General features: G+C 62.0%; 26 protein-coding genes and 1 tRNA gene. 7 read left to right on the plus strand and 20 right to left on the minus strand.

From position 1 onward, the window contains the following. Positions 1-7: 7 nt before the first annotated feature. The 3 genes from AC1DV9_RS17670 to AC1DV9_RS17680 all read right to left on the minus strand — a co-directional run bounded on the left by AC1DV9_RS17670 (position 8) and on the right by AC1DV9_RS17680 (position 3852). Complete coding sequence (locus AC1DV9_RS17670; RefSeq protein WP_477949437.1) at positions 8-952, minus strand: alpha-E domain-containing protein; 945 nt, start codon at positions 950-952, stop codon at positions 8-10. Next, a complete protein-coding gene (locus AC1DV9_RS17675; RefSeq protein ID WP_477949438.1) occupies positions 952-2361 on the minus strand; it encodes a circularly permuted type 2 ATP-grasp protein in 1410 nt (469 codons plus the stop codon). Before AC1DV9_RS17675 ends, AC1DV9_RS17670 begins: the two co-directional genes overlap by 1 nt. 255 nt (positions 2362-2616) lie before the next feature. Continuing rightward, positions 2617-3852: an ROK family transcriptional regulator gene (locus tag AC1DV9_RS17680; protein ID WP_112515555.1), complete on the minus strand. Its 1236-nt coding sequence runs from the start codon at positions 3850-3852 to the stop codon at positions 2617-2619. 225 nt (positions 3853-4077) lie between these two features. On the opposite strand from AC1DV9_RS17680, the gene xylF reads away from it, so the two are divergent. The 4 genes from xylF (at position 4078) to AC1DV9_RS17700 (ending at position 7725) form a co-directional block, all read left to right on the plus strand. Next, positions 4078-5118: a D-xylose ABC transporter substrate-binding protein gene (gene xylF / locus AC1DV9_RS17685; protein ID WP_477949439.1), complete on the plus strand. Its 1041-nt coding sequence runs from the start codon at positions 4078-4080 to the stop codon at positions 5116-5118. Between the two features lie 252 nt (positions 5119-5370). Beyond that, on the plus strand, positions 5371-6681 hold the full coding sequence (locus tag AC1DV9_RS17690; protein WP_112390231.1) for a sugar ABC transporter permease: 1311 nt from the start codon (positions 5371-5373) through the stop codon (positions 6679-6681). A gap of 14 nt (positions 6682-6695) precedes the next feature. Beyond that, positions 6696-7478: an ATP-binding cassette domain-containing protein gene (locus tag AC1DV9_RS17695; protein WP_112390230.1), complete on the plus strand. Its 783-nt coding sequence runs from the start codon at positions 6696-6698 to the stop codon at positions 7476-7478. Positions 7479-7648: 170 nt separating this feature from the next. Further along, positions 7649-7725 (plus strand) — tRNA-Arg (locus AC1DV9_RS17700). Between the two features lie 15 nt (positions 7726-7740). On the opposite strand, the gene AC1DV9_RS17705 is transcribed toward AC1DV9_RS17700, so the two are convergent. Next, positions 7741-7956 carry a DUF6719 family protein gene (locus AC1DV9_RS17705; protein WP_112518557.1) on the minus strand — a complete coding sequence of 72 codons (216 nt, stop codon included), beginning with the start codon at positions 7954-7956 and terminating at the stop codon, positions 7741-7743. A 261-nt stretch (positions 7957-8217) separates the two neighbouring features. Between AC1DV9_RS17705 and AC1DV9_RS17710 the strand changes: the two genes are divergently transcribed. Then, positions 8218-9327, plus strand: coding sequence for a helix-turn-helix transcriptional regulator (locus AC1DV9_RS17710; RefSeq protein ID WP_477949441.1), 1110 nt, complete (start codon positions 8218-8220; stop codon positions 9325-9327). Positions 9328-9359: 32 nt separating this feature from the next. Here the strand turns inward: AC1DV9_RS17710 and AC1DV9_RS17715 are convergent, their stop codons facing one another. Beyond that, complete coding sequence (locus AC1DV9_RS17715) at positions 9360-9542, minus strand: hypothetical protein (protein WP_477949442.1); 183 nt, start codon at positions 9540-9542, stop codon at positions 9360-9362. A 103-nt stretch (positions 9543-9645) separates the two neighbouring features. Continuing rightward, a complete protein-coding gene (locus AC1DV9_RS17720) occupies positions 9646-10038 on the minus strand; it encodes a FliM/FliN family flagellar motor switch protein (protein WP_477949444.1) in 393 nt (130 codons plus the stop codon). A gap of 386 nt (positions 10039-10424) precedes the next feature. On the opposite strand from AC1DV9_RS17720, the gene AC1DV9_RS17725 reads away from it, so the two are divergent. Beyond that, entirely contained in the window at positions 10425-10865 is a 441-nt protein-coding gene (locus AC1DV9_RS17725) for a hypothetical protein (RefSeq protein WP_477949445.1), read from the plus strand. A 56-nt stretch (positions 10866-10921) separates the two neighbouring features. Here AC1DV9_RS17725 and AC1DV9_RS17730 read toward each other — a convergent pair whose 3' ends face one another. The 5 genes from AC1DV9_RS17730 to AC1DV9_RS17750 all read right to left on the minus strand — a co-directional run bounded on the left by AC1DV9_RS17730 (position 10922) and on the right by AC1DV9_RS17750 (position 13178). Further along, positions 10922-11131 (minus strand): hypothetical protein, encoded by a 210-nt coding sequence (locus AC1DV9_RS17730; RefSeq protein ID WP_112390223.1) that lies wholly within the window; start codon positions 11129-11131, stop codon positions 10922-10924. A 42-nt stretch (positions 11132-11173) separates the two neighbouring features. Beyond that, positions 11174-11416 (minus strand): 30S ribosomal protein S21, encoded by a 243-nt coding sequence (gene rpsU / locus AC1DV9_RS17735; RefSeq protein WP_112518562.1) that lies wholly within the window; start codon positions 11414-11416, stop codon positions 11174-11176. A 27-nt stretch (positions 11417-11443) separates the two neighbouring features. Next, a complete protein-coding gene (locus AC1DV9_RS17740; protein WP_112390221.1) occupies positions 11444-11728 on the minus strand; it encodes a cold-shock protein in 285 nt (94 codons plus the stop codon). A gap of 110 nt (positions 11729-11838) precedes the next feature. Continuing rightward, positions 11839-12048, minus strand: coding sequence for a cold-shock protein (locus tag AC1DV9_RS17745; protein WP_112390220.1), 210 nt, complete (start codon positions 12046-12048; stop codon positions 11839-11841). 353 nt (positions 12049-12401) lie between these two features. After that, a complete protein-coding gene (locus AC1DV9_RS17750; RefSeq protein WP_442207792.1) occupies positions 12402-13178 on the minus strand; it encodes a class I SAM-dependent methyltransferase in 777 nt (258 codons plus the stop codon). Between the two features lie 165 nt (positions 13179-13343). Between AC1DV9_RS17750 and AC1DV9_RS17755 the strand changes: the two genes are divergently transcribed. Next, a complete protein-coding gene (locus tag AC1DV9_RS17755; protein ID WP_477949447.1) occupies positions 13344-14237 on the plus strand; it encodes a LysR substrate-binding domain-containing protein in 894 nt (297 codons plus the stop codon). Here the strand turns inward: AC1DV9_RS17755 and AC1DV9_RS17760 are convergent. The 9 genes from AC1DV9_RS17760 to AC1DV9_RS17800 form a co-directional block, all read right to left on the minus strand. Then, positions 14234-15784, minus strand: coding sequence for an ethanolamine ammonia-lyase reactivating factor EutA (locus AC1DV9_RS17760; protein WP_477949449.1), 1551 nt, complete (start codon positions 15782-15784; stop codon positions 14234-14236). The genes AC1DV9_RS17755 and AC1DV9_RS17760 overlap by 4 nt on opposite strands. Then, complete coding sequence (locus tag AC1DV9_RS17765) at positions 15733-16971, minus strand: cupin domain-containing protein (protein WP_477949451.1); 1239 nt, start codon at positions 16969-16971, stop codon at positions 15733-15735. The genes AC1DV9_RS17760 and AC1DV9_RS17765 overlap by 52 nt, the downstream gene beginning before the upstream one ends. 104 nt (positions 16972-17075) lie before the next feature. Beyond that, positions 17076-18581 carry an ethanolamine ammonia-lyase reactivating factor EutA gene (locus tag AC1DV9_RS17770; protein ID WP_477949453.1) on the minus strand — a complete coding sequence of 502 codons (1506 nt, stop codon included), beginning with the start codon at positions 18579-18581 and terminating at the stop codon, positions 17076-17078. Between the two features lie 65 nt (positions 18582-18646). After that, complete coding sequence (locus AC1DV9_RS17775; protein WP_477949455.1) at positions 18647-19867, minus strand: cupin domain-containing protein; 1221 nt, start codon at positions 19865-19867, stop codon at positions 18647-18649. Between the two features lie 127 nt (positions 19868-19994). After that, the gene (locus AC1DV9_RS17780; protein ID WP_477949457.1) at positions 19995-20852 is read right to left on the minus strand and encodes an NAD(P)-dependent oxidoreductase; all 858 of its coding nucleotides are present in this window, start codon (positions 20850-20852) and stop codon (positions 19995-19997) included. Between the two features lie 34 nt (positions 20853-20886). Beyond that, the gene (locus AC1DV9_RS17785) at positions 20887-22680 is read right to left on the minus strand and encodes a thiamine pyrophosphate-binding protein (RefSeq protein ID WP_477949459.1); all 1794 of its coding nucleotides are present in this window, start codon (positions 22678-22680) and stop codon (positions 20887-20889) included. 79 nt (positions 22681-22759) lie between these two features. Next, a complete protein-coding gene (locus tag AC1DV9_RS17790) occupies positions 22760-23764 on the minus strand; it encodes a Bug family tripartite tricarboxylate transporter substrate binding protein (RefSeq protein ID WP_112390213.1) in 1005 nt (334 codons plus the stop codon). Between the two features lie 157 nt (positions 23765-23921). Next, positions 23922-24470: a tripartite tricarboxylate transporter TctB family protein gene (locus tag AC1DV9_RS17795; RefSeq protein WP_112540630.1), complete on the minus strand. Its 549-nt coding sequence runs from the start codon at positions 24468-24470 to the stop codon at positions 23922-23924. Continuing rightward, a complete protein-coding gene (locus tag AC1DV9_RS17800; RefSeq protein ID WP_112390211.1) occupies positions 24467-25978 on the minus strand; it encodes a tripartite tricarboxylate transporter permease in 1512 nt (503 codons plus the stop codon). The genes AC1DV9_RS17795 and AC1DV9_RS17800 overlap by 4 nt, the downstream gene beginning before the upstream one ends. Positions 25979-26200: the final 222 nt, after the last annotated feature.

Consider the following 26200-nt stretch of genomic DNA (forward strand, 5'->3'; position numbering starts at 1 on the left):
CCGCTGCTTATACATAGAACCGGTAGCCGTTGGTGATCTCGACGCTGAGCGTGTTGTTGCGGTTGACGAACTCCTCGAGGAATTCGTGCAGCCCCTGATCGATCACGTCCTTGATCGCCCGCGAATGCAGCGAGGCGCGGATAGCATCCGCGGTATCATGCGCCCTCAGCCGCTCGCCGCCATAGCTGCGCGAGATATAGCCGAGATTGCTGACCACCTTCTCGTAACAATAGGCAAGAGACCGCGGCATCTGCCCGTTGAGGATCAGGAAGTCGGCGATATTGGCTGCCCGGTACTCGTCGTCATAGGCCCAGCTATAGGACCGGTGCGCCGAGACCGAGCGCAGGATCGATTCCCACTGCACGTTATCGACGGACGACCCCACCTGCGAAACCGACGGCAGCAGCACGTAATATTTCACGTCGAGAATGCGCGCCGTGTTGTCGGCGCGCTCGATGAAGGTGCCGATGCGGGCGAAGTTGTAGAGCTCGTTGCGCAGCATCGAGCCGTGGAACGCCCCGCGGATCAGCCCCGCCCTCCGCTTGATGACATCGATGACTTCAGGCAGCTCCGCCGCCTTCAGCCGCTTCGAAAGCAGCGTCTTCAGCTCGATCCAGCATTCGTTGGTCGCTTCCCAGGTCTCGCGCGTCAGCGCCGTGCGGACCATGCGGGCATTGTTGCGACCGCTGTCGATGCAGGCCATGACGCTCGATGGATTGGAGAGATCGCGTAGCAGATAATCGATCGCATCGGCGCTCGTCAGCTTCGAATGGCCCTCGTCAAAGGCCTCGCGGACGCCCGCGCTCTGCAGCACACCATCCCAATTGTCATCACCCGTCCCGCTGCGTGTCAGCGACATGCGCAGGCCGGCATCGACGAGACGCGCGATATTTTCGGCGCGCTCGATGTAACGGAACATCCAGTAGAGGCCGTTTGCAGTTCTTCCGAGCATCAGTCCTCCAGTACCCAAGTGTCTTTGGTGCCGCCGCCCTGGCTGGAATTGACCACCAGCGAACCCTGCTTCAGCGCCACGCGGGTCAGCCCGCCCGGAATGATCTGTACCTTGTCGGAAACCAGCACGTAGGGACGCAGGTCGACATGGCGCGGTGCAATCCCCTTGTTGACGAGGATCGGTACCGTCGACAGCGACAGCGTCGGCTGCGCAATATAGTTGTTCGGTCGCGCCTTCAGCTTCTCGGCGAAATCGGCGCGCTCCTTCTTGGATGCGGTCGGACCGACCAGCATGCCGTAGCCGCCGGAGCCGTGAACCTCCTTGATGACAAGCTCCTCGATGTGTTCGAGCACATATTTCAGGCTCGACGGTTCCGAACAGCGCCAAGTCGGCACGTTCTCGAGGATCGACTTGCGCCCGGTATAAAACTCGACAATCTCCGGCATGTAGGAATAGATCGCCTTGTCGTCGCAGATGCCGGTGCCCGGCGCGTTGGCGATGGTGATGTTGCCGGAGCGGTAAACATCCATGATGCCCGGAATGCCGAGAGCGGAATCGCTGCGGAAGGTCAGCGGATCGAGGTAGTCGTCGTCGACGCGGCGGTAGAGAACGTCGATCGCCTCGTAGCCGCGCGTCGTGCGCATCTTCACCTTGCCGTCGATGACGCGCAGGTCCGACCCCTCGACAAGCTCGACGCCCATCGTATCGGCCAGGAACGAGTGCTCGTAATAGGCCGAGTTGTAGATACCAGGTGTCAGCACCGCCACACGCGGCCTGCCCTTGCAGCCGGGAGGTGCCAGCGATGCCAGGCTCTGCCGCAGCAGGTAGGGATAGTCCTCGACGCGCTGCACCTTGTTCTCGTGGAACAGCTCCGGGAACATCTGCATCATCGTTTCCCGGTTCTCCAGCATGTAGCTGACGCCGGAAGGCGTACGCGCATTGTCCTCGAGCACGTAGAACTGATCTTCACCGGTGCGAACGATGTCGGTGCCGACGATATGCGTATAGACGCCGCCCGGCGGCCGGAAGCCGATCATCTCGGGCAGGAAGGTGACGTTGTTCTCGATCAGCTCGCGCGGAATGCGCCCCGCGCGGATGATCTCCTGCTTGTGATAGATATCATCGAGGAAGGCATTCAGCGCGATGACGCGCTGCTCGATGCCCTGAGCGAGTTTGCGCCACTCTCTTCCTGAGATGATGCGGGGGATGATGTCGAAGGGGATGAGCTTTTCGGAGGAGTCTGCATGTCCGTAGACTGCGAAGGTGATGCCGGTTTTCCGGAAGATGTTTTCCGCATCGCGGGATTTGGCAATCAGATGCGCCCTGTCCTGGGCATTGTACCACTCGAAGTATTTCTCATATGGCTGACGCGGACTTTCGTCCCCGGTAATCATTTCATCAAATGCCAAAGGTGTGGCTCCCCTTTTTTGTTCATTTGAATACAACGCAAATGGCAATGCAAGAACCATGCTCAGTTCGCGGGCAAGATTCGTAAAATCGTCTGAAACCCCGAAAAGCGCCGAAAAACTGGGCATTTAGAGAAGGATGGCGTGATGCGCGGAAGTTTCAATCGCCACTGCCGGCACAAAATATAAGCAATTGATGATTTTACGGTCGAGACCCCGATTCAATTCTCGGCAGCAGCAGGAAAGGGAAAGGTGGCCCTAAGCCGACCGCTCCAATCCCACCTGGCTGACGCCACCCAGAATATCCTCGTCGAGAAGCGCCAGAGCGCGGCCGAGATGCCCCTCGAAAACCAGGTTGGTCTCGTCGGCAACGACCCGCAGTTCGGGCATGCCCTCCATGCGCACCACATGCGATTGCCCCAGCCCTTCCTCGATGCCCTGGCGCAACAGATCGTAGTAGCGCGTCCCAGGCCCGGTGATCGCCACCGGCATGCGTTCGGTGAGGCTGAGCATCCGCGACAGGCCATTGCCGAGCGCCAGTCCGGCCTGCCGGAAGGCAAAGGCCGACATGCGGTGGCCCTGGCGGGCGCGGGCGGCAATCTTGTCAAGTTCCCCGACCGGCACGAACTTGGCGGGAATGGTATCGAGCGGCACTTCGAAGGCGGTGCGCAGGATGGCGTAGAAGCCCGCATGCGCCTCGATACAGCCCTTGGACCCGCAGCGGCAGAGCCCGCCATTTGCCAGATGCAGCATATGGCCGAAATTCGGCGCCGAGATCTCTTGCCCGCCATCGGCGCCGCGCCGGACGATGCCGAGGCCGATGCTGTGGCCGAGGGAGAGAGCTGCGAGCGAACGGAAATCCGCCCCCTTCACATTCTCCTCATGCGCGCCAAGCGCAGCGGCAACCAGCAGGGTCTCGTTGTCGAGGATCACCCGCGCCCGCCATTCCGGCCGCAGCAGCGTCTCGAAATCGATCTGGTCGGTGCCGAAGATCGGCGACCACAACAGCACCGGCTCGGCGGCGTTGACGAGCCCCTTGCTGCTGATCGAGATCAGCAGCACCCGCTCCTGGGCAATCCGCGACCGCTCGAGAATGCGGGCGAGACCTTCCTTGATGGCTTCGGCAAAAACCGCAGCCCCGGCCGGATCATGCGAGCGCCCCTCGCTGAAACGGTCGATCAGCTTGCCGGCGTAATCGACCAGTGAAAACTGCACGGCATCGGATGAAATGATGACGACGATCAGATAGCCGCAATCGCGCCGCGGCCTGAACAGCACGCGCGGCCGCCCGCGGCCGCTGGCCGCCTGCTGCTCGGAACGCTCGATGATCTCCGACTTCTCGAGATCCGCCGTGATTGCCGAGACAGTGGCCGACGACAGCTTGGTGAAGTCGGATATCTCGGTATGCGCGAGCGCGCCGTGGCGGCGCAGGGCAGCGAGAACCAGCCCGCTATTCCTTTGCCGGACCGACTCCGTGCTCGATTTGGTCAGCATAAAGCCGCCCTTCCCCCGCTTCCGCCCTCGTTTCACAGGCCATCTCCAACAACTTATGCGTGATGGATGATTCTGCTGGTAGTGGCCTGTTGACAGTTGAAAAAATCTCTGACACTTAATTTCTCGACTGTCGAGAAAATAATGCATTGTTGCTCGACAGTGATCCGCGGCGGCTGGAGGAACCACTGGCTGGGGCTGGCCGCTTATCACTCGGGAGGATAATTTATGAAGTCTATTATGAAGCTGATGGCGGGTGCCGCCATCCTCGTTTCCGTGCACACGGCTGCCATGGCGGCCGATCTCGTCGTTGGCGTTTCCTGGTCGAACTTCCAGGAAGAACGCTGGAAGACCGACGAAGCAGCCATCAAGAAGGCGCTGGAAGCCAAGGGCGCGAAGTACATTTCCGCTGACGCGCAGTCTTCCGCTGCCAAGCAGCTGACCGACGTCGAATCGCTGATCTCGCAGGGCGCCAACGCCCTCATCGTTCTGGCCCAGGACTCCGACGCAATCGGCCCGGCCATCGAAAAGGCTGCTGCCGAAGGCATTCCGGTCGTCGGTTACGACCGCCTGATCGAAAATCCGGCTGCTTTCTACATCACCTTCGACAATAAGGAAGTCGGCCGCCTGCAGGCTGAAGGCGTCTTCAAGGTCAAGCCTGAAGGCAACTACGTCTTCATCAAGGGCTCTTCGTCGGACCCGAACGCGGACTTCCTGTTCGCCGGCCAGATGGAAGTTCTGAAGGCTGCAGTTGACGCCGGCAAAATCAAGAACGTCGGCGAAGCCTATACCGACGGCTGGCTGCCGCAGAACGCACAGCGCAACATGGAACAGTTCCTGACCGCGAACAACAACAAGGTTGACGCCGTTGTTGCTTCGAACGACGGTACTGCCGGTGGCGCCGTTGCCGCTCTCGACGCACAGGGCATGGCTGGCACCGTACCGGTTTCCGGTCAGGACGCCGACAAGGCCGCTCTGAACCGCATCGCGCTCGGCACCCAGACGGTTTCCGTCTGGAAGGATAGCCGCGAACTCGGCAAGCGCGCTGCTGAAATCGCGCTCGACCTCGCTGGCGGCACGACCATGGACAAGATCCAGGGCGTTACCACCTTCGACGGCGGCCCGAAGAAGGTGAAGATGCAGTCGATCTTCCTGAAGCCGCAGGGCATCACCAAGGACAACCTGAACGTCGTCATCGACGCCGGCTGGATCTCCAAGGCTGAAGCTTGCCAGGGCGTCAAGGCCGGCAGCGTCAAGGCCTGCGACTAATCCTCGTAAGCTGATCAACAAGCCGGCGCCGCAGCGTTTCCGCTGCGGCGCCGGATGCGGATGCAGGCATCTTTCAGAAGCCTCCCCGCCTCGCAACGCCCCGCGAACGCTTTAATTCCCTGCCAGAATAACGCCGTCACCGACGCGGCTATTCCGGAAGCATCCCGGTGGTCATTTCGAAGAACAGGGCATCTCAGGCTGGGCTTTTCGGGCACCCGGTCAGGGCCCAAACAATGGGGGAACGGCAAACCCATGGCAGACATCACGCAATCCTCACCGGGTCATCCGCGCACCGCGGACGCAAACCCCATCACGCGCTTCCTGCGCGCCACCGAGATCGACACGCGCCTGCTCGGCATGGTCGCGGCACTGCTGGTCATCTGGATCGGCTTCCATCTCTATACCGACGGCCTGTTCCTCACCCCCCGCAACCTCTGGAACCTCTCGGTCCAGACGACGGAAATCGCCGTTCTCGCGACCGGCATGGTGCTTGTCATCGTCACTCGCAACATCGACCTGTCGATCGGCTCCATGCTCGGCCTCGTCGCCATGATCATGGGCGTCGTCCAGGCGAAATTCCTGCCGCAATATCTGGGCTTCGACAATTCCTGGACCTGGGTGATCACGCTGGCCGCTGGCCTCATCGCCGGCACGCTGATTGGCCTCTTCCAGGGCGTCATCATCGCCTTCATGGGCGTGCCCTCGTTCATCGTCACGCTCGGCGGCTTCCTCGCCTGGCGCGGCCTTGCCTGGTATGTCACGTCGGGCCAGACGGTCGCGCCCCTCGACACCACTTTCCGCATCATGGGCGGCGGTGCAGAAGGTGCCGTCGGCGCCACCTGGAGCTGGATCATCGGGCTTATCGCCTGCCTGCTGATCGTCATCGGCATCATCGGCTCGCGCCACCAGCGCAAGCGCTTCAACTTCCCGCGCCGCCCGCTCTGGGCGGAGTATTTCCTGGCCGTTCTCGGCTGCGCGCTGGTGCTCGGTGCTATCTGGGTCTCGACCATCTATTACTGGCCGGTGGCGATCGCCAAGAAATATGCCGAAGCCAACGCCATCGCCTGGCCCGAGACCGGACTGTTCATCTCCTACGGCATCGCCGTACCGGTGCTGATCGCCGTTCTCGTCGGCATCGTCATGACCTTCATCGCCACCCGCCTGCGCTTCGGCCGCTATGTCTTCGCCATCGGCGGCAACCCTGAAGCGGCCGAACTTGCCGGCATCAAGACCCGCTGGGTCACCGTCAAGATCTTCGCGCTGATGGGCTTCCTCGCCGCAGTTGCCGCAGCGATCTCGACCGCCCGCCTCAACGCGGCGGCGAATTCGCAGGGCACGACCTACGAACTCTATACCATTGCCGCGGCCGTCATCGGCGGCACGTCGCTTGCAGGCGGCACCGGCACAGTCGCCGGCGCCATGCTCGGCGCGCTCGTCATGCAGTCGCTGCAGTCGGGCATGGGTCTCGCAAATGTGGATACCCCCATCCAGAACGTTGTGGTCGGTGCCGTCCTCGTCGTTGCCGTCTGGCTCGACACGGTCTACCGCTCTCGTGCGAAGTAAGAGGAGTACGACTCATGACTGAACAACGCACTCCCCTTGTGGAACTGAAGAATATCTCGATCTCCTTCGGCGGTATCCACGCCGTCGACAACGCCTCGGTCGATCTCTACCCCGGCGAAGTCGTCGCCCTGCTCGGCCATAACGGTGCCGGCAAGTCGACGCTGATCAAGATCCTCTCGGGCGCCTACAAGCGCGACTCGGGCGATATCCTGATCAATGGAGAACCGGCCGATATCCGCAATCCGCGCGATGCCAAGAAATACGGTATCGAGACGATCTACCAGACGCTTGCCGTCGCCGATAATGTCGATGCCGCCGCCAACCTCTATCTCGGCCGCGAAATCCGCACCAAGTGGGGCACGCTCGACGACGTCGCCATGGAAGCCTCGGCCCGCGAGGTGATGGGACGCCTGAACCCCAACTTCCGCCGCTTCAAGGAGCCGGTGAAAGCGCTTTCGGGCGGCCAGCGGCAATCGGTGGCGATCGCCCGCGCGATCCTCTTCAACGCCCGCATCCTGATCATGGACGAGCCGACGGCAGCGCTCGGCCCCCAGGAAACGGCACAGGTCGGCGAACTGATCAAGCAGCTGAAGAAGGAAGGCATCGGCATCTTCCTCATCAGCCACGACATCCACGACGTCTTCGACCTCGCCGACCGCGTCTCGGTGATGAAGAACGGCCAGGTCGTCGGCCACGCCCGCACCGAAGACGTCACCAAGGACGAAGTCCTCGGCATGATCATCCTCGGCAAGGTCCCGCCCAAGGCCATCCCCGGCCCCGGCGCCATGCAGGTCTGAGCCATCAACACAACAGAAAGCCCGCCGCGCTAAAGCTCGGCGGGCTTTTCCTTAGAATTCCGGTGACGCCGCCAGCCATTCCGCCGATTTCGCCATTTGGCGATTGAAGAGCGCCGAAAGCTAGGCTAAGAACCACCACATCGGACAGGCGATTCAAACCGCCACGGCATGCACCCGTAGCTCAGCTGGATAGAGTGTTGGATTCCGATTCCAAAGGTCACAGGTTCGAATCCTGTCGGGTGCGCCAATCATTTCTCGGACATCACCCCTTCGGCATTGGCACGCATTCCTTGATGCGCGGATTTCCGGCAGTGGCGCCGGTCACCTGTTTCACCTGTCCGGGCGGGCAGGTGCCGTCATCGACAAGGACTTTCTTTCCGGTCGGTAGCGTTCCCTTTGCGGGCTCTTCCTTCAGGATCGATTGGCATCCGGCCAGTCCGAAAGCGATCAGAACGGCGAGCGAATATCTGAGTTTCATTGTATCCCCTTCCCCTTGATAAATGGGCGCAAGGGAAGCGTCCGGACAGACCCGTCCGTTCGCAAACCCCGCCCGTTTGTGGGTCTACAGCGCCTTCACGTGCAGGGCATGCTCCACCTGGAGTATGGGGCGGCGGACCTGGCGCCGTGCGGCCATCCGATGACCGGACGGCCATGTGAGCATCTTCTTTTGAAGGGCTGGTCAATCCCGTGCCGATTTGCGACAACCAAGACGTGTTCTTGTGTTTTGCGAGCCTGAGAAATGCCGCAGCCTGCCGATGCCGCTATTCATCTGATCGATATGATTTACGGAAGCCTGTTCGGCGAATGCAGCTGGCAGGGCTTTCTGGATGCCGTCGCCAAGACTTCTCCCGATGGCAAGGCTGCCCTGCACTACCACGATCTTGCCTCGCCGGTTGCCCACGTTCCCTATATTTCAGGCTTCACCAAGGACGAGGTCGATCAGTTCAGCAATCACTTCGCGTCGGTCAATCCGTGGATCCCACGCATGGGCCTGGTGCCGGTCGGCCGCGGATTGTGCGGCGAGGATATCTATGCCCGAAAGAACCTCGTCAAGACCGAATTCTACAATGACTGGCTGAAGCGACAGGCGGGCTGCGAAACCAGTATCGGCGTCTCCATCATCCGTGAAGAAGCCCGCACCTTCATTCTTTCGACAGCGACCTCCTCCTCCGATCCCGAGCGCAACAGGAAGGCCGCCGAGCGCTACACCCTGCTTGCCCCTCACCTGAAGCGCGCGTTCGATTTCATCCGCAAGCGCGACCTGCTTGCGCCTGACAATCAGGCGCTGCGAACGTTGTTCGACAGCATCGGTGCCGGCCTCATCTACGTGTCGGACAAACGCAAGGTGCGCTGGTCGAATCGCACGGCTGAAAACATCATCGCCGCCGGGTTTCCGTTTCGCGTCGCTGCCGATGGGCGGATCAGCATTCGATGCCAGAAGTCGGCGGCAGCCTTCGAGTGGCTCGCATCCCGCCACGACGGACAGAGGGGTCCCTATACCGCCATCGTCCAGGGCGACGGAAAGGAAGGCAGCTATCGCCTGACCATTGTCAGGCTTCAGTCGAGCGCATTCACGGAATTTCTGGAAGGGCCGACTGTTGCTGTCATTGCCGAGCCGATGGTGGCCGCCCCGTTGAAAGACCGGCAGAGCGCCCTCATGGAAACCTCGAAACTGACGGTGACCGAAATCAAGGTCGCTCTCAGCGTCGCCTCGGGAAACACGCCACGGGAAGTCGCGACGGCCTATCAGATCAGCTACGAGACGGTCCGGACGCATCTTCGGAATATCTATTCCAAACTCGGCGTCAATTCGCAGGTGGCGCTGGCCGCCTTGCTGCTGGGGAGTTGAGCGGGCAAGCCCCCCGGTTCCCCGCCGCCACCTCACCTCGCCCTCCGCCGCCCGGCCTGTTGAAAGGCCGCGGCATGGCTCTTCCGTACAGCTTCGATCTCCGTGAGCGCCGCTTCCACCAGCGATCGCGCATCACCCAGCTCCGGCTTGTCGCGCAGCATTTCGAGCACCGTCTTCAGATGGCTCTCGGTCATTATGCAGGCTCTCATCGTCATGATGTCTTCCTTGCAGTTTCCTTCGTGCCGGATGCCCCCGCAATCCTGACCGGCGCCGTTGCGGGCCTGATGGCCCATGCACTTGCCCCCAATGAAAACGCTCTCAACCTGCGAGACGAACGATCCGCACGCCGACGACATTGTCGTCGGCATCGGCAACGATTTCGCCGTGGCCGATCAGCCGGCCATTGACCAGCAGCTCGACCGGTTCGCCGAAACGGCTATCCAGCCGGAAGCTGTGACCCGGATCGACCCGCATCAACTCGGCAACCGAAACACGCGCCCGCCCGATCACCACCTCGATTTCGACAGGAATGTCGTTGACCTTTTTGCGCAGCTCCGGACGCTGCGCCTCCACAACTTCCGGCGGCACGGCGGAGAACAGCAGATCTGCCTCATGCTGACGCAGGCGTTGCCAGGCAGCTCCGGTTCTGGCCGCGCCGTCACCGGCGCTATCTGGTCCGATCGGCGGCAGGTCATCGGAAATATCAGACATAAAACACCATCTTAAGGAAAATCATCAGGGTCGGCCAAAAGCCGCCCAGCCATTTTAGGGTGCTTGAGCCCTGGCACGGGCCGGAAATTCCAATTGCCAGGCGATCAACCTTAACGAAGGGTTACGGTCCACAGCGGCGAGGCCGCGGCCTTGCCGTTTCGATACAGAATGCCTGTCCGGGCATGGCCAGCGCCCATCGCCGGCGACCCGCCGCGGCCGCGTTCGGGCGAACCGCTGCCCGACTCACCCTGCCCGCGGCCGGCAGCTCTCCGGGGCAGGAAATCATCAACATCTTTGCGTCGGGGCACACGCAATGCGCGTTGCCTTTCCGGCTTGCGGCAGCTACATGGTTAAAAATTCGTTAATGTCTTTTTCGCAGTCATTTCATGTTGAATTCGAACACCCACCGCAACTATCTGTCGCGGCTTGCCTTTGCGGGCGATAGCGCCGAGCCTGCCTATCATCGGGTCAATCTGGTTGCCCGGGCGCTCTGCCCAGTCAAGGGCGTGAAGTCCTTCACGGCCCGGCAGGTGCGCATCGTCAGTATCAGCGAGACCGGCGCCATATTGCAGGCGCGCGGCATCGAGCAGCTGACAGCGCACTTCTATCTCTGTCTCGGAACATCGGAAATTTTCATCACCTGCGCGCAGATCCGGCAGCAGGAAGGCAGCGTCTTCGTGCGTTTTTCGAAGCCTGAGGAGAGCGCCTTCATCCGCGCCTTGGCGGGGATCACCTTCCCGATGACTACGCTGCAGACGCTGCGTGGCCAATCGGCCCGCGCCATTGAGGCGCGCATTCGCCGGCCGGAAACAACAGCCCGCGGCTGATATACCCAGACGCGAAAACGCCGCCCGGCGGCGGCGTTCTCAAGATGACAATGAACTCAGGATTTCTTGCTGGCCGCGCGTGTCTTCTTCGCGGGCGGCTCGGCTACGGGCTGCGCCAAACGCAGCGCCCGCAGTCTCTCGGTCTTCTTCTGCCGCTCGATGAGCTCGCCGGCCATGATCTCTTTGGCCATCGAGGCGGTGTTTTCCGCCTTCGCCTGCGCCGAAAGCTTTTCGGGCTTGAAGAGATTGTCTTTCGTCTTGGTCATGCTTTCCTCCTTCAGGAGTGCCTGTCCCGGTATGACGGTCGGTTAGCGGGCGCGCGCCAGGATCTTCTTCTTGGGAGCCGGCAGGAGGCCTTCGCGCTGAGCCTGCTTGCGGGCAAGCTTGCGGGCGCGGCGGATCGCTTCGCCCTTTTCGCGGGCGCGCTTTTCAGAAGGCTTTTCATAGGCGCTGCGCGCCTTCATTTCACGAAACACACCCTCGCGCTGCATCTTCTTCTTCAAGACGCGAAGAGCCTGATCGACGTTGTTATCCCGGACGAGTACCTGCAAGACGTCTCCTTAATCGGCCAACGGCCGTTATTTCTTGATGCGGATCGTATTCGAATTGATCCAGCTCGATTTCGGGCTTTCCGTCACCTTGACCTCGGCGGCGGGGCGGCCTGACGATGCCAGAACGTCGATATCGTCCTGGCGGACGCTTCGCTCGCAATTCTCGTTCTGGAATCTGACGCGGTAGTGGACAAAGCCCTGTGCTGCCGGCATGACCGACACGACGCGGCCGGCGCCGCCCGGCTGGACGCTTCCAAGAATTCCCGGCTTCAGAACGATGCTATCGCCCGGCCGGTAGTGGCGGTTCGTCATGCCGTTCTCCGTATCAGATGAAAAAACAAAAGGCCGGGACTAATCCCGACCTTCCTCCGTCATCGTCTCAGCGCGCCAGTACATCCGTGGTCGCGCGAGCCGTGACAAATTCATTCAGCCTGCAGGTTGTCCGCCGAGTTCTTGCCGGACTTGCGGTCCTGCACGATGTCGAAACGGATCTTCTGGCCGTCTGCGAGCGAGCGCAGGCCTGCGCGTTCAACTGCAGAAATGTGGACGAAAACGTCTGCGCCGCCGTTGTCAGCCTGGATAAAGCCGAAACCCTTGGTGGCGTTGAACCACTTGACTGTACCTGTATTCATAACGATCTCCTTTCAAAGCAACCGTTGTTTTTTCCGCGATACTTTGCGGACCTAGATCGATTATTTGGAAGGAAATCTGAAGAGGCAAAAGCGCTCTTGAGCGACGTCACAAGCAATGGTCGATGAACCCAATATAGGATCAATTTGAAATTTAGCAACGGGCAACGGCAAGAAACTTCGCCGGTTTTAAAATTTTATCCCGCAGTTTGCTGATTTCGTTGAATTTCGTTTCCGATAAAATCCGAAAGCCGAAAGAAACTTCTATCGGTTTTATCGCCATCCGGCAAGGCAGCCCCTTCGCCGCATAGGCGACGGGGCTGCTTGAAAGCTGTGAGTTGTAAGCTGCTATCCGTTCACGGCGTCGAAACGATCAGCCGCAGCGATCCCTCGAAGAACGGCTGCGAGCGAAGTTCGCCATAGCGTCTGTCCCAGCTGCCATCTTTCAGATCGCGGCCGAGCTCTTCGGCGAAGCGCTCGCCAACGGAAGCATCGACGAAGCTCCAGGCCGAGTTGGCAAGCCGTGCGCCGGGATCGAGCAGCCGCTCGGGGCGGCCGTAATAGCCTTCGCCGAAGCCGTCGGTGCAGTGAAGCGGGATCGGCACTGGCTTGATCTCGATCGTCCCGCCCAAGGCGCCGGAGATGGCCGCAAGCGGCGGATAACGGCTGGCCTCCACCGCGATCATTTCAGGGGCGTAGGCGTGCAGCCATGAGCGATGCAGCTCGTCCGGGTCGCAGCTCAGCACGGCGACCGGACCGCGCGTCACACGGCGCATCGCGGCAAGGCCGGCCTTGAGGTCCGACCATTGGTGAACGGAGAAAGTCGTCATGCTGGCATCGAAGCTGTCATCGGCGAAGGGCAGCTTTTCCGCCACCGCATCGATCGCCACCGGCAGATGCGCCGGACGCTGGGCGCGCATCGAGGCCGATGGCTCGACGGCGGTGACCGTGCGATCGGTTGGCTCGTAGGAACCGGCGCCCGCGCCGACATTAAGCACCGTTCTGGCATCACCGAGCGCGCGCCAGATGAAGGCGGCGATATGGGGATCGGGCTGCCGGTACCGGGTATAATTGGTGCCGATCACGCCGTAATTGGCGTCGCCGGCACTTCCGTCTACATGTCTGCTGTTCATGGTTTCCATCCTTTGCCAGGCAAAGCTTCGCCCTGCTGAATGCCTGGGCATCCAGCACCTGTTGTGCGCTCAGCGGCTTTGCCTTAATGTTGCAAATGGAGAAAACATCATATTCTCCGGGATGAAAACCGATAAGCTCGAACACGGATTGTTCCTAAAGCGCACATGGCAAGACGTCTGCCCTCCCTCAATGCGCTTCGCGCCTTCGAAGCCGCAGGCCGCCACGGCCGCATGACGCTGGCGGCCGAAGAGCTGAACGTGACGCACAGCGCCATCAGCCGCCAGATCCAGCATCTGGAGGAGGTTCTCGGCGTAGCGTTGTTCGAAGGACCGAAGAACAGGATGCGGCTGACGGAGGCTGGCCAGACGCTGCTGCCGGGACTGGTCGCCGCCTTCGATCAGATCGACATGTCGGTGCGCGCCGTTGCCGATACCGGCGATGGCCCGCTCGATGTCTCCTGCCCCGGCACCTTCACGATGCGCTGGCTGATCCCGCGGCTTTATCGCTTCCAGGCCGAGCATCCCAGTATCGACGTGCGGCTGACGGCCTCGTCCCGGCCGGTCGATTTTGCCCGCGACGGCTTCGACGTGGCGATCCGTGTCGGCACGGCACCCTGGCCTGAGGGCGCTGATGTCATCCCGCTCTTTCCGGAACAGACCGGACCGGTGGTCTCTCCGGCCCTGTCGGCACAGATCGGCGGCCTGCCGCAGCTGCACACCAAGACCCGGCTCCGCGCCTGGGGCGACTGGCTGGCGCGCTCGGGTTTAAACATCGAGAGCGGACCGCGCGTCGAATACGAACACTTCTATTTCATGCTGGAAGCGGCAGGCGCAGGGCTCGGCGTCTGCGTCGCGCCCTGGCCCTATGTCACGGACGACATCCGCGACGCGAGGCTGGCGGCCCCCTTCGGCTTCCTCGACAGCGGCCACGAATATGTGGCGCTGCGCCGTGCGAGGCGGAACCGCAAATCCGTCATCTTCTGCGAGTGGTTGCGGGCCGAGGCCGAAGCCTTTGTCTCGACCCATCCCGCCCCCAGGTGGGATGTGCCGGGTTCCTAGCCGCTGCCGAGCTTCTTGTCGGGGAACACCAGCGACTTGATGACGACAGGCACGGCGCCTGAGGTCTCCAGCATGGCGCCGATATCGATGAAGTCGAACTCATCGAGCTTGATGCCGTCGATCGACACCAGCGAGGAAATACCCGCCTCCAGCTTGCAATGCATGCCGACAAGGCCGCCGACATCGCCGTTGCCGACCAGGATCAGCGGGTGGCCATTGGCAAGCACCGGCGCCAGCCCCTCGATCACCCCGCGGCAAAAACCGTCGAGACGGCGATAGCTCGCCGACCCCTCCCAATCGTAGCAGATAGCGACCGGGCTCTCGCCGCTGCCAAGATCGAGACGACCAAGCGATTCCGTAACGCGAGCTGCGACATCGGCAGGCTCGATCTTGTCGCCGAATTCGATCGCCGGCTTGATGACCGGGATATTGCGCACCGGCAGCAGCTGTAGCGGATGGACGAAGATCGTGCTGCCGCTGACCTGTACCGTATATTGCGAAGCGCCGACGACAGTGGCGCGGATGCCCTGCTCCGGCTTCTCCAAGCGCGGCGACCAGCTTTCCAGCTTTTCCCGCAGGATCTCCGCCATCAGCGGACCGAGATCGCTGAAGCTCTCCGGCTTTTCGGCATAGAGGAATTCCGAGACGCCGCCGGAGACCGTGACGACATCGGGCAGCACCGATGGCAGCGGCGGCAGACGATGCAGCCCCACCGTCTCCGCACTCATCTCGCCCCCCTGCATCGCCTCGAACAGCTGCTCGACCATCGCCGATGCCAGCTTGCGCGCATCGGCTTCGCTCAGCGTCGCGCCAAGTTCGACCGCGACACCCGCCTTGCGGCCGAAATAGCGCCCGGCTTCCTCGATGCGGGTGATGCTGCGGTTGTCGTCGAAGGCGACGATGCGGGCGCCGATATCGATCGCCGCGATATGCCGGATCGTGCCTTCGGCGCAGTATGCAAGCTTCGAGGTACCGCCGCCGATATCGACGTTCAGCACGCTCTCTCCGGTCCGGCCCGAAAGCGCCACCGCGCCCGAGCCGAAGGCGGCGAGCGTCGTCTCCAGCCCGTCGCCGGCACTGACGACCACGAACTTGCCGGTCTCCTCGGAAAACAGCGTGCCGATCGCCCGGGCATTGCTGCGCCGGACGGCAACGCCGGTCAGGATCAGCGCGCCAGTATCGATGTCATCAGGGGTGATGCCGGCCTGCCTGTACTGTTCGGCAAAGAAGGCGCCGAGCGCATCGGCATTGATCTCGTCGTCACCGCTATAGGGCGTCAGCAACACATCCGACTGATGCAGCAGCGTGCGCTCGACCACCATGTAGCGGGTGTCGAGCCTTTCGAGCACGATGCGGGAAAAGGCGAGATGCGAGGTCGAGGAGCCGATATCGATACCGACGCTGACCAGCACGATCTCGTCCTCGAGCTCCATGCTGCGGCCGACATTCGAAAAGAATATCCGGCCGCCCTGTTCTTCTTCGTCGTCAGCCATGATCAGACGACGGTCGACTTCTTCGTCGTCGTGTCGGCAGGCTTGTCGTACCATTCCGGCTTCATGCGAACCTCCACACCGTTCTTCTTCAGAAGCGCCTCATATTCCTTGCGGATATACGGGTCTTCCATCCAGTACGGAATGGCAGTGCCGCCTTCGTTGACGTCGATGGCGGTATAGTCGATGTGCTTCTCGCCGGGCGCACCTGGATCGCGGCCCGGATTGTGCGGACCGAACCAGGCCGTCAGGCGGAAATCATCCTTCGAGACGCTGAAATGCTGGTGGTACCAGCGTGCGCCACCCGGAGCCGCCGTCACCATGCCGTACTGGCCGTAGTCGAGACGGCGGACGCGGTCGGCATGGCCGTTTTCCCAAGGATTGACGCCGCATTCTTCCGGCCATGTATAGGTATAGCCCTCGCCTTTCAGGCAGATCAGAATTGCCGCTGACGTATGGGCATGCGCCTTGGAATAGCGGCCGTTCTCGTGCTGGCCGATCCAGTAGTAGAAATTGTTGTTGGTCATGAACGGCTCGACGCGGCGATAGCCGACCGAGCGGCGGTTATCGAGCGGCAGGTCGCAGTTCACCGCATCCGGCAGGAAGTTGGTGCGGCGCATGGCAAGGCCGCGCACCGGATCCGGCTCGATCTCCTCGCGATACTTGTAGAAGTCGTCGGCGCCCGAGAAGCGGTCGCGGAAAACGAACGGATTGTTGTAGACGGCATCGAAATTCTGGATGGCGTTGACGACGACGGGCGCCGTCGTGCCGCCAAGCAGCAGCGCCGGGCTGTTGGTGGCGTTGACGATGCGGTGCCAGGCGTTCATCGGGATCGAGAACATCGATCCTTCCTGCCATTCGAACACATGCTTCTTGCCCTCGCCCTCGAGCCACACTTCGGTCGAGCCGCGGCCTTCCACGACGAGGTAGATTTCCTCGTACATGTGCTTTTCCGGATTGAGCTCGCCGGCGGCGGGCACCTCGACGAGGTGACAGCCCCACTTGGTCTCGGTGCCGTAAAGCTGGATATAGCTGCCGCGGCCGCCGGTGCGCTTCCAGGGCTTCAGCGGCAGGTTCTTGACGTTGGAAATGCCGAGATCGCGGAAAACAGGAATGCCCTCTTCTTCCATGAACTGGTCATAGGGCGTCGGCTGCTTCTTGAACTCGCCGAAGCCTGCCTTCTTCGTACCGGCCGGCTCGTGCCAGTGCGTGCCTGTGCCGCCGCCAAGGGGATCCTGATGCATGGGTTTCTCCTCCCAATCGGATGTTCTTCTATATAGAACATCGTTCCAATTTAAACTCAACGTACATCCGCCCGCCCCTCAAATCAAGGCCGTCGGACAATCCGTTACGAAAACAACAGCGACTTGATCACGACGGGCACGACGCCCGGCGGATTGATGAATTCGCCGAGATCGACGAAATCCAGTTCCTTCAGCTGCACACCATCGATCGAGATCAGCTGCGGCCCGATCTTCAGCTCACGGTCGAGGATACGGCCCAGCGTCAGCCCGATATCGCCGTCGATGACCAGCACCAGCAATTCGTCGCGATGCCCCTCGGGCGCCGCAAACATCTTGATCGCCTTGGCGAGCTCCAGGAGCCGCGGATAGTCAGGCAGACCGGTGAAGGTGAAGGCCAGCGCCAGCGGCGCGGCAATCATGCTGTCCCGCCGCTCCGCCCCGGCGGCAAAAGCCTTGGCGATCGCTTCGGCATCGACATGCTCAGGCACCGCATGGCCGAGATGGACGACCGGAATATTGTGCGACGGCAGGCCGCGATCGCCGGTGCGGTACATCGTCTTGCCGCTGACCTGCACGGTAAACTGCGAGGCGCCGATGACGGTTGCGCGGATACGCTGCCCGGCATCGACGATCGGCACCTCAAGCCGCGGCGTCAGCTGCGCGATCAACTCCTTCGCCAGCATCTGGGCGATATCGCCGTGGTCGGCGGTTTCGTATTCGAAAATATACTCCGAAACACCGCCGGAGAAGGTCACGTAGTCAGGCCGGAAGCTGCGATCGAGCGGCTCGGTGAGCAGCAGCTTTTCGCCGAGCGCATCGAGTGGCGCGCCGAGGATCTGGTCGACGGCAGCGGCCGCCAATCTCTTGGCGATCGCCAGCCTTACCTCAGGCTTCGCAAGCGTTTCCGGATCGGTCGCAAGCCCGAGTTCGGCCGCAACGATCGACGCCGATTCATCGACACGGGTCCAGGCGCCTGACTTGTCCTGCGCTATCAGACGCCCGCCGACGGCGAAGGCTGCGACGTCGATGATCTCGCCCTTGCTGATCAGCGCCAGCTTCGTCGTACCGCCACCGATATCGACATGCAGCCCGCAGGCATTGCGCTTCTTCGACAGTTCCGTGGCACCGGAGCCATGGGCCGCCAGCATGCATTCGAGCTTGTGCCCCGCCGTGGCGCAAACGAAGCGGCCGGATTCGCTGGCGAATATCTCGTCGATCGCCCGCGCATTCTTCTTCTTGATCGCCTCGCCGGTGAGGATCACCGCGCCGGTATCAATATGGCTGCGCTTGTAGCCTGCATCCTCATAGCAATGGGCGAAGAAGTGCCGGAGTTCATGCGCATCGATCGTGCCGTCAGGCAGAAACGGCGTCAGCAGGATCGGCGAGCGCCAGACCACCTGACGGTCGATCACCTGGAAACGGCTGGAGAGCTCTTCCGTCTCGCGGCGCATGACGACGCGGGCGAAAAGCAGATGCGAGGTCGAACTGCCGATATCGATGCCGACGGTCAGAAGCTCGACGGTTTCCTGCTGCCACAGCCAGTCGGAAATCGCCCGGCGCTCGTCGTCCGAGAGATCGCCATGTTCGTGATCGAAATCGAGATCGTGCACTTACTCTATTCCCTGTGCATGCCTGCGCGAGGAGGCCGGCGGACCTGCCGCCGGCGCGCCTCTGATCAGCTGGCCGGACCGGCGAGGATCGGCGTCTTGATGACGCCGGTGAGGCTTTCCTTGTCGAGCGCCATGATAGCCGCCTCGTCGAAGATGTCACCCATGGCCGAGGGTACGCCCGTCTTCTGCAGTTCCTCTAGGAACTTGCGATGGACGCGCGGATCCTGATCCTCGTACTCGATCTGGCGGCCACCATCCTTGACCGAAGTGGCACCGCCACCTTCCGCGCTCTTGCGGCGCAGCGAGATGAAGGGATATCGGCGGCTGCCGAGCGAGCAGGCAACGTAGCGTGCCGGCTGATCACAGGTGTTGAAGTGCTGGTGGTACATCCAGAAGGGCGGCGTATACATGTAGCCGTGGCGCCACGGGATTTCCTTGAACTCGGATTCCCCTTCGTACCACATCAGCGAATAACCCTCGCCGTCCACCGCATGGACGTGCGTGCCCGCCGCATGGCGATGCGCCTTCTTGTAGCGTCCGACCGGCATCTGCGAGACATGCGAGTGCATGGTGCCATCGGCGAGCACGAAGTTGACGTTCAGCGAGCCCTTGCCGCGGCCGTCGAACTCGTAAAGCTTGAAGCTCGTCAGATCGTGGACGAAATTGGTTTCCCAGACGTTCTGCACCTTGCGGGCGGATTCCGCGCCGTAGCTGTAGAGCACGCCTTCACCCTCGAAATGCTTCGAGCCGCCGACGCGGTCGTCGAAGTCGAAGTCGTTTTCGAAGACGAATTTCAGGTTGTGGTAGAGGTTGATCGTCAGCGGCGCGTGGTTGGTGCAGGAGAGCCGCACCGTTTCCTGGCCGGAGCCGTTGTGGAACTGGTACTGGCAGTTCAGCGGGATCGCGAACAGCGCCTTCGGACCCCATTCGAAGGTCCGGGTCTCGCCGTTGGGCAGCCAGACGGTCGTCGAGCCGTAGCCTGACAGCACATAGAAGAAGGCCTCGTAGAGGTGCTTCACCGGCCGCGTCTTCTTACCCGGCAGTACCTCGATGACATAGTTCGCCATGAAGTCGCCCATACCCTGTGTATGCGCGAAGCAGCCGCGGGCGTCGTAGCGGTCCCAGGTGCCGGTTTCGAGCGCCAAGAGGTCGTGGCCGAGATCGAAATGAATTGGGATCCCCTCGCCCTTCGACCAGTCGCCATAGGGATCGACCAGGAATTTCGAATTGCCGGGATCCTTGACGGCAACGGGATCGGCGACGGCTGGATTTTCACTGACGGACATAATCTCACTCTCGATGTCTTGTTTCGGTTTCACCACTGGAGCCGTCAGATGACGGAGCGGCGGTTCAGCACATTTCCAGAGGGGGCTCCGGGCGCATGCGCGGGCGCGAATTCCTGGACGGCAGACCTCAGGCTACGCCCCCTTCGGCTGGTGTCATCGCCCTGACGGTCTTGCCGAGGTAGCTCGCTTCCTCGCCATAAAGCAGGCCCTTCACGTCATCGGCTTTCAGCGACTTGATGATCTGGTCCACCTGGCCGGCGAGCGGCAGCATCAGCCCCGCCTTCTGCGCGAGCTCCAGCGTCACATCCATGTCCTTTTCCTGCCAGGTGAAGCGCGTCGAATCCCAGCGGGCGAGCGTGCCGTTGGTGCCGGGGCAGAGCAGCAGGATTTCGCGCATGCGCTGGGCGTCGATACCGTAGCGCTTGGCGATTAGCAGCGTCTCGAAATTGGCGACGCAATGGACCCAGTGCAGCAGATTGTTGCATGACTTGGCGATCTGGCCGGAGCCCAGCGGCCCGACGCGGATAACCTCGCGGCTATAGCACATCATCACCGGGCGGATGCGTTCGACATCCTCCTCGCTGCCGCCGCAGAGCGAAAGCAGCGTGCCGGAGCGCGCACCCGATGCGCCATAGACGACAGGCGCATCGACAAGACCGATGCCCTTTTCTCTCAGCTTGGGACCAAGCTTCTGCATCGTCTCCGGGCTGATCGTCGCCGCCACAGCGATGATCGATCCCTTCGCAGCACTTGCCGAAAGCGCTTCGCAGACATCGATGACCTGCTGATCGGTGGCAACAACGAGGATGAACACCTCGGCTTCGGAGAGTTCGGCGAGATCGCCAGCCGGTTTGATGCCCTTCTCGGCAGCCGCGGCAAGCCGTTCGGCATTGACGTCGAAGCCGGAAACCTCATGCCCGCCGTCGAGCATGTGACCTGCCATCGCAAGCCCCATCTCTCCCGTACCGACCACTGCTACCTTCATGCCTGTCTCCCAAATGCCTGCTGCGCCGAGGCGCTTATCCTTCGTGCTGTGTCACAACGTCGATCAGCGCCGGAATGCCGTTCTTGACCTGGGCGATCGCCCGCTCAAGCGCGGCACCGATATCATCGGCGTCCTCGATCGCGCCCTCGGCATACCAGCCAAGACCGCGGGCGAGTGTCGCGAAATCGGGTGCCGGATCGAAGAGATCCATGCCGATATGGGCGCGCTCGACGGGGGTACCGCGTTGGCGGGCCACGGTGATCTGATGGTCCCAGTCGTTGTAGTAGGCGCGGTTGTTGTGCATGACGCAGAGGAACGGCACCTTGTGCTTGGCCGCGAACCACAGCGCCCCGACGTCGAACATCAGGTCGCCATCCGTCTGGCAGTCGACCACGAGACGGCCGGTGCCCTTGTGGGCAAGCGCAATGCCGGTCGCCATGCCGATCTGCGTGCCAGTGCCGAGCGCCTTGCCCGGCCAGCGGTAGGGCTTGTCGAAATCCCAGAGTTTTAGCGCCCAGTCTTCGAAGGCATTGGTGGTCAGCACCCAGTCTTCATGCCGGATCTTGTCCCAGACTTCGGTCGCCAGACGGCCGAGCGATACCGGCTTGGAATCCCAGCCGTCGCGGGACTCTTCGCGCCATTTGGCGCGCTGTGCCTTGTGCATTTCGCCGACGGCGGCGGCGCGCTCGGCGATCCGCTTCGCAAGGGCGCCATTATCCTTGACGCGATCCTTGATCAGCGTCGTCAGCGCCGGGATGGCAAGCGCCGTATCGGCAAGCACGCGCTGCGCGGTCTCCGGGAAGCGCTGGTAGTCCGTCGCCCACTTGGAAATCTCGATGTCAGCAAAGCCGATATCCAGCCAGTCGCAGCCTTTCGAGAACAGCGGCTTCAGCGTGCGGTTGATACGGTCGTTGACATGCGTCGGGCGCTCCCAGTCGCGGCAGTCGAGCAGCGTGATCAGGTCTGCCTGTTTGAAGACGTCCTTGCTCATGCGCATGTCGAGCGGATGTTCGGTCGGGAAGTTCAGGCGCCACTGCGTATCGACGACAGGCGCGCCGAGCGCTTCGGCAAGTCCGACCATATCGCTACAGCCATTCTTGTCGCGGCCGACGAACTGCGGCACGAGCACCGGCCATTCGGCGGAAACCAGACGATCGGCGGCTTCCTCGAGCGCCTTCGGATCCGGTGCGATGCGGCTCGGCACCTTGGCGGATTTCGGCGAAGGCAGCGCGATCGGCTCCTCCAGCGGCGCTTCCTGCAGCCCGGCGTCGTAACACATGTAGATCGGGCCGCGCGGCTCGGTCATCATGATCGAATAAGCGCGGGCGAAGCTATCGACCACGCCGTCTATGCCGCCCGGCTGATAATCCCATTTCACGTAGTCGCGGACCTGGTTGCCCTGCACATTGGCGGTATGCGCCCAATCAACGCGCGGACGGCGCTTGCCCTCGTCCATCGGGCCGGTGGCGCCGATGAGGAAGACCGGAGCGCGGTCGGTGTAGGCGTAATAGACGCCCATGGTGGAATGTAAAAGGCCAACGACATTGTGGACGATGACGGCCAGCGGCTCGCCCGTCACCTTGGCGTAGCCGTGGGCGATCTGCACGGCGATCTTCTCGTGCTGGCAGATCAGCATCGGCGGATTGTTGCCGTTGTGATTGACCAGCGAGTCATGCAGGCCGCGATAGCTGGCGCCCGGATTGAGCGTGATGAACGGAAAGCCGTATTGCTTGATCAGATCAGCAATGACATCCGACTGCCATGCAGAGGGTACGCCTTCCTTCTGCGCCGCCTTGTCCAGCGCGGCGTTCGTCACCTTGTTATCCATGCTGTGCCTGCCTTCCCGAGACCGCATTGAAAAGAGGCGGGCGGCGGAACTGCCGCCCGGCCATTCGCTCAAGAGACGATCAGTCCTCCTTGAGCGACTCCTTCAGGAAGCTGACGACTTCAGGCGTCTGGTTCATGGCGCCCTTGACGAGGCTGCCGACGTCGTCGCCGATCTTCGGATCGACGGGAACGCCGATCTCCTTGGCCTTGGCGAGGAATTCCGGATCAGACGTGGCAGCCTGATAGGCATCGCGCAGCGCCTTCAGCCGGTCGGCCGGAATGTCGGACGGACCTGCGGTGAGGCGGGAGATGTCGCTCTGCGATTCCACCAGCGCGATAACGCGCTTGGCATCGTCATTGTTGACGAGCGAGGCGAGCTGCGGGATGTCGGTTTCCGAACCCCCGATCTGGGCGATCAGCTTGCCGTTACCGGCATCGACGAAGGGCTGGAATGTCGAGCGCGAGCCGATGATGCCCTGCACTTCGCCGCGGCGCATGGCGAGCTGGTCGTCACTGCCGTTATAGCCGGAGACGACCTCGATCTTCAGGCCGAGCGCCTTGACCAGCATGGTCGTCTCGATCGTCGAAGCCGAGCCGACGCCCGCAGACGCAAACTTGATCGGCTCCTTCAGATTAGCGAGATCCTCGTAGCTGTTGATGCCTGAGTCCTTGGAGACGACGATAACGCGCGGGTCCGACGACACCTTGCCGATCCAGGACATCTGGGCGAGATCGAACTTGATGCCGGGGTTACCTGCGAGCTGGCCGTAGATCAGGCCGGTATTGAAGGTGCCGAAGGTCAGGCCGTCAGGATCGGACGCATAGATAAAGTTGGCGCCGATCAGGTGGCCTGCACCCGGCATGTTCTGGACCACGAAGGTCGAGCCCGGCAGATGCTTCTGCATGAACTGCGCGACCAGGCGGCCGTTGGTGTCGTAGCCGCCGCCAGGCGCGGTGGCGACGATATAGTTGACCGTCTTGCCGTTGAAGAAGTCAGGGCCTTCCTGTGCGAAGGCCGATCCCGTGACCAGCGCCAGGCCGGCGCCCAGGCCAATCGCTGCCATGCGGATTGAGTTGATGTTCATATGCTTCCCTCCCAGTGAGCGTTATGACGTCGTTTATGCGTACTGTGTCTGAACCGTCCGCGACCCATCTCCTCGGCAATCGCGGCCCGGCATGTCTTCCTCGTGCGCGAACGGCCTTGCCGGTCGCATTCTCAAAATCCCCGCAATCCGGACCCTGCTAGACCGCGCCAAATCCGAAAGCGTGCATCGCCCAGCGGGTCACGAAGCCCGGATGGAGCTCGATACCGAGCAGGCGTCCGAACATCAGGTAGAGAGCGAGCGTTGCGGCGATCGCCAGTGCCAGCGCGAACTTCCAGCTTGCCTCGCCCTGCCTGCGCAGGAACGTCAGCAGCATGATCGGTACGCTGACGTAGAAGCCGAACAGGATGATGCCGGTGACGAAGCTGACGAGGTAAACCCACATGATGGCTTCCTGCCGCGCCGTGTGCGGGCCGAACTCCGGCAGTTCCTCTTCCTGCTGACCGCTCTCCGGGGCGCTGGCCGCAGCGATCTGCTGTCCGAGCGAGGCCGCGGCCGGTGCCGAGGGCGAGCGGAAGAGATCGAGGCCGAGCTGTACCAGACAGAGCAGGATTCCGGGGATGCCGACGACCAGCGGCATAAAGCGTGCCTTTGCCGGGTAATCGAACGACAGCGCCACCATGGTGGTAAAGATCGCGAGCATCACGAAGGTCAGCGCAGTGCTGAAGCTGATGGTCTTCAAGGTCATGGGCTGACCTCCAGGTTGCGCCGGCGGGCCGCCGGGCGGAAGTTGCGGTAGAAGGCGTAGGCCATCAGCGAGACGATCATCGCGATCAGCACCAGCGACAGCGGCCGCAGGAAGAAGCTGTAGCCCCAAAGCTGCAGTGCCTGATTAAGCGAGGCTTCCGCCTTGCCGCCGAGCACAAGGCCGATGACGAAGGGCGCACGCGGCCAGTCGGCACGCAGGAAGCCGTAACCGATGGCACTGAACACCACGAGGACGATCAGGTTCTGCCACTGGAAGTCGCTGACGAAGCAGCCGAGCGTCACGAAGACCAGGATGAACGGCACCAGCATGCGGCCATTGACGAAGGTCAGAACCGCGACCCAGCGACAGATGACGAGCAGGATCGCCACGGCGATGAGGTTGCCGACGACCAGAGCCCAGATCAGCGTCCAGACGAGGTCGAGATGCTTGGTCACCATCAGCGCACCCGGCTGGATGCCGAGGATCAGGAAGGCGCCGAGCAGGACGGCCATGCCGGATGAACCTGGGATGCCGAAGAACAGGGTCGGGAGCAGCGAGCCGCCTTCCTTGCCGTTGCTGGCGGTCTCCGGCGCGATGACGCCTTCAATCGCACCCTTGCCGAAACGTTCCGGATGCTTGGAGCTCTGGACGGCGTGACCGTAGCAGAGCCAGGCCGCCGTCGAGCCGCCGAGACCCGGGATCATGCCGATGATCGCGCCGATGACGGAGGTTCTGAGCACCAGCCACCAGTGGCGCGGCACTTCACGAACGCCGGACAGCAACTGGCGATAGGAGAAGCCCGTATCCATCGGCACCGCCGAGATCGAGCCGCCCTTGGTGCTGAGCGAGATCATTTCCGGCACGGCGAACATCGCAAGCACGGCGGTCACCAGGCTGACGCCGTCCCATAGGAACAGGAAGTCGCCGGAATAGCGGGGCGTGCCGGTGATCGGGTCCATGCCGACGGTCGACAGCATCAGGCCGTAGAAGCCGACGATCAGGCCCTTGACGATGCGGCTGCCGCTCGAAAGGAAGGCGATGAAGCTGATGCCGAGCAGCGCGATCAGGAAGAATTCCGCCGGGCTGAACATCAGGATGACGGGTTCGAGGATCGGGATCATGATCGCGAAGACCACGGCGCCGATGATGCCGCCGACACCCGATGCCGTGATACTGGCGCCGAGTGCCCTCGCCGCCTGCCCCTGTTTTGCAAGGGGATAGCCGTCCAGCGTCGTTGCCGCATCATCGCCGTCGCCGGGGATGCCGAACATGATGCTGGATATCTGGCCGCTGGTGCCGTTGACGGCATGCATAGTCAGCAGGAACACCGCGCCCGCCACCATATCCATGCCGTAGACGAAGGGGATGGCCATCGCGATCGACAGCTTGCCGCCGATCCCGGGGGTGACACCGACCAGCAGTCCGAAGACCACGGCGATCAGCATCAGGCCCATGATATGGGGCGAGCTAACGAGGTTGAACAGCGCCCCGAACATAGTCTCAATCATTGCAGCTTTACTCCTCCCGTCAGCGGCGACCGAAAGATCTCCGCTGCTCCGCCGCACACTCCCCCAGAGTGCGGTTTATCCTCACCCGGCGCCTTAAAGACCCGGCCTCTGAGGATCATTAGGACCCCTGGCCGAAACTTTGTCCAAAGCAAAAATTTATGCTTAGTCCATCACTTTTCTTGCGGGCTGGCAATAGGCATTCCGTAGAGGGGTACAGCGTTC

It is taken from the genome of Rhizobium sp. 01L410 (assembly GCF_056400165.1).

Excerpts from the sequence above, each read along its gene's own strand:
- AC1DV9_RS17750 (WP_442207792.1), bottom strand. The coding sequence starts at position 13,178 with ATGAACAGCAGACATGTAGACGGAAGTGCCGGCGACGCCAATTACGGC.
- AC1DV9_RS17740 (WP_112390221.1), bottom strand. The coding sequence starts at position 11,728 with ATGACGAACCGCCACTACCGGCCGGGCGATAGCATCGTTCTGAAGCCG.
- AC1DV9_RS17720 (WP_477949444.1), bottom strand. The coding sequence starts at position 10,038 with ATGTCTGATATTTCCGATGACCTGCCGCCGATCGGACCAGATAGCGCC.
- AC1DV9_RS17710 (WP_477949441.1), top strand. The coding sequence starts at position 8,218 with ATGCCGCAGCCTGCCGATGCCGCTATTCATCTGATCGATATGATTTAC.
- AC1DV9_RS17760 (WP_477949449.1), bottom strand. The coding sequence starts at position 15,784 with ATGGTACGACAAGCCTGCCGACACGACGACGAAGAAGTCGACCGTCGT.
- AC1DV9_RS17795 (WP_112540630.1), bottom strand. The coding sequence starts at position 24,470 with ATGACCTTGAAGACCATCAGCTTCAGCACTGCGCTGACCTTCGTGATG.
- AC1DV9_RS17800 (WP_112390211.1), bottom strand. The coding sequence starts at position 25,978 with ATGATTGAGACTATGTTCGGGGCGCTGTTCAACCTCGTTAGCTCGCCC.
- AC1DV9_RS17765 (WP_477949451.1), bottom strand. The coding sequence starts at position 16,971 with ATGCATCAGGATCCCCTTGGCGGCGGCACAGGCACGCACTGGCACGAG.
- AC1DV9_RS17690 (WP_112390231.1), top strand. The coding sequence starts at position 5,371 with ATGGCAGACATCACGCAATCCTCACCGGGTCATCCGCGCACCGCGGAC.
- AC1DV9_RS17725 (WP_477949445.1), top strand. The coding sequence starts at position 10,425 with ATGTTGAATTCGAACACCCACCGCAACTATCTGTCGCGGCTTGCCTTT.
- AC1DV9_RS17755 (WP_477949447.1), top strand. The coding sequence starts at position 13,344 with ATGGCAAGACGTCTGCCCTCCCTCAATGCGCTTCGCGCCTTCGAAGCC.
- AC1DV9_RS17680 (WP_112515555.1), bottom strand. The coding sequence starts at position 3,852 with ATGCTGACCAAATCGAGCACGGAGTCGGTCCGGCAAAGGAATAGCGGG.
- xylF (WP_477949439.1), top strand. The coding sequence starts at position 4,078 with ATGAAGTCTATTATGAAGCTGATGGCGGGTGCCGCCATCCTCGTTTCC.
- AC1DV9_RS17745 (WP_112390220.1), bottom strand. The coding sequence starts at position 12,048 with ATGAATACAGGTACAGTCAAGTGGTTCAACGCCACCAAGGGTTTCGGC.
- AC1DV9_RS17775 (WP_477949455.1), bottom strand. The coding sequence starts at position 19,867 with ATGTCCGTCAGTGAAAATCCAGCCGTCGCCGATCCCGTTGCCGTCAAG.
- AC1DV9_RS17780 (WP_477949457.1), bottom strand. The coding sequence starts at position 20,852 with ATGAAGGTAGCAGTGGTCGGTACGGGAGAGATGGGGCTTGCGATGGCA.
- AC1DV9_RS17785 (WP_477949459.1), bottom strand. The coding sequence starts at position 22,680 with ATGGATAACAAGGTGACGAACGCCGCGCTGGACAAGGCGGCGCAGAAG.
- AC1DV9_RS17705 (WP_112518557.1), bottom strand. The coding sequence starts at position 7,956 with ATGAAACTCAGATATTCGCTCGCCGTTCTGATCGCTTTCGGACTGGCC.
- AC1DV9_RS17730 (WP_112390223.1), bottom strand. The coding sequence starts at position 11,131 with ATGACCAAGACGAAAGACAATCTCTTCAAGCCCGAAAAGCTTTCGGCG.
- AC1DV9_RS17790 (WP_112390213.1), bottom strand. The coding sequence starts at position 23,764 with ATGAACATCAACTCAATCCGCATGGCAGCGATTGGCCTGGGCGCCGGC.
- AC1DV9_RS17715 (WP_477949442.1), bottom strand. The coding sequence starts at position 9,542 with ATGACGATGAGAGCCTGCATAATGACCGAGAGCCATCTGAAGACGGTG.
- AC1DV9_RS17695 (WP_112390230.1), top strand. The coding sequence starts at position 6,696 with ATGACTGAACAACGCACTCCCCTTGTGGAACTGAAGAATATCTCGATC.
- AC1DV9_RS17670 (WP_477949437.1), bottom strand. The coding sequence starts at position 952 with ATGCTCGGAAGAACTGCAAACGGCCTCTACTGGATGTTCCGTTACATC.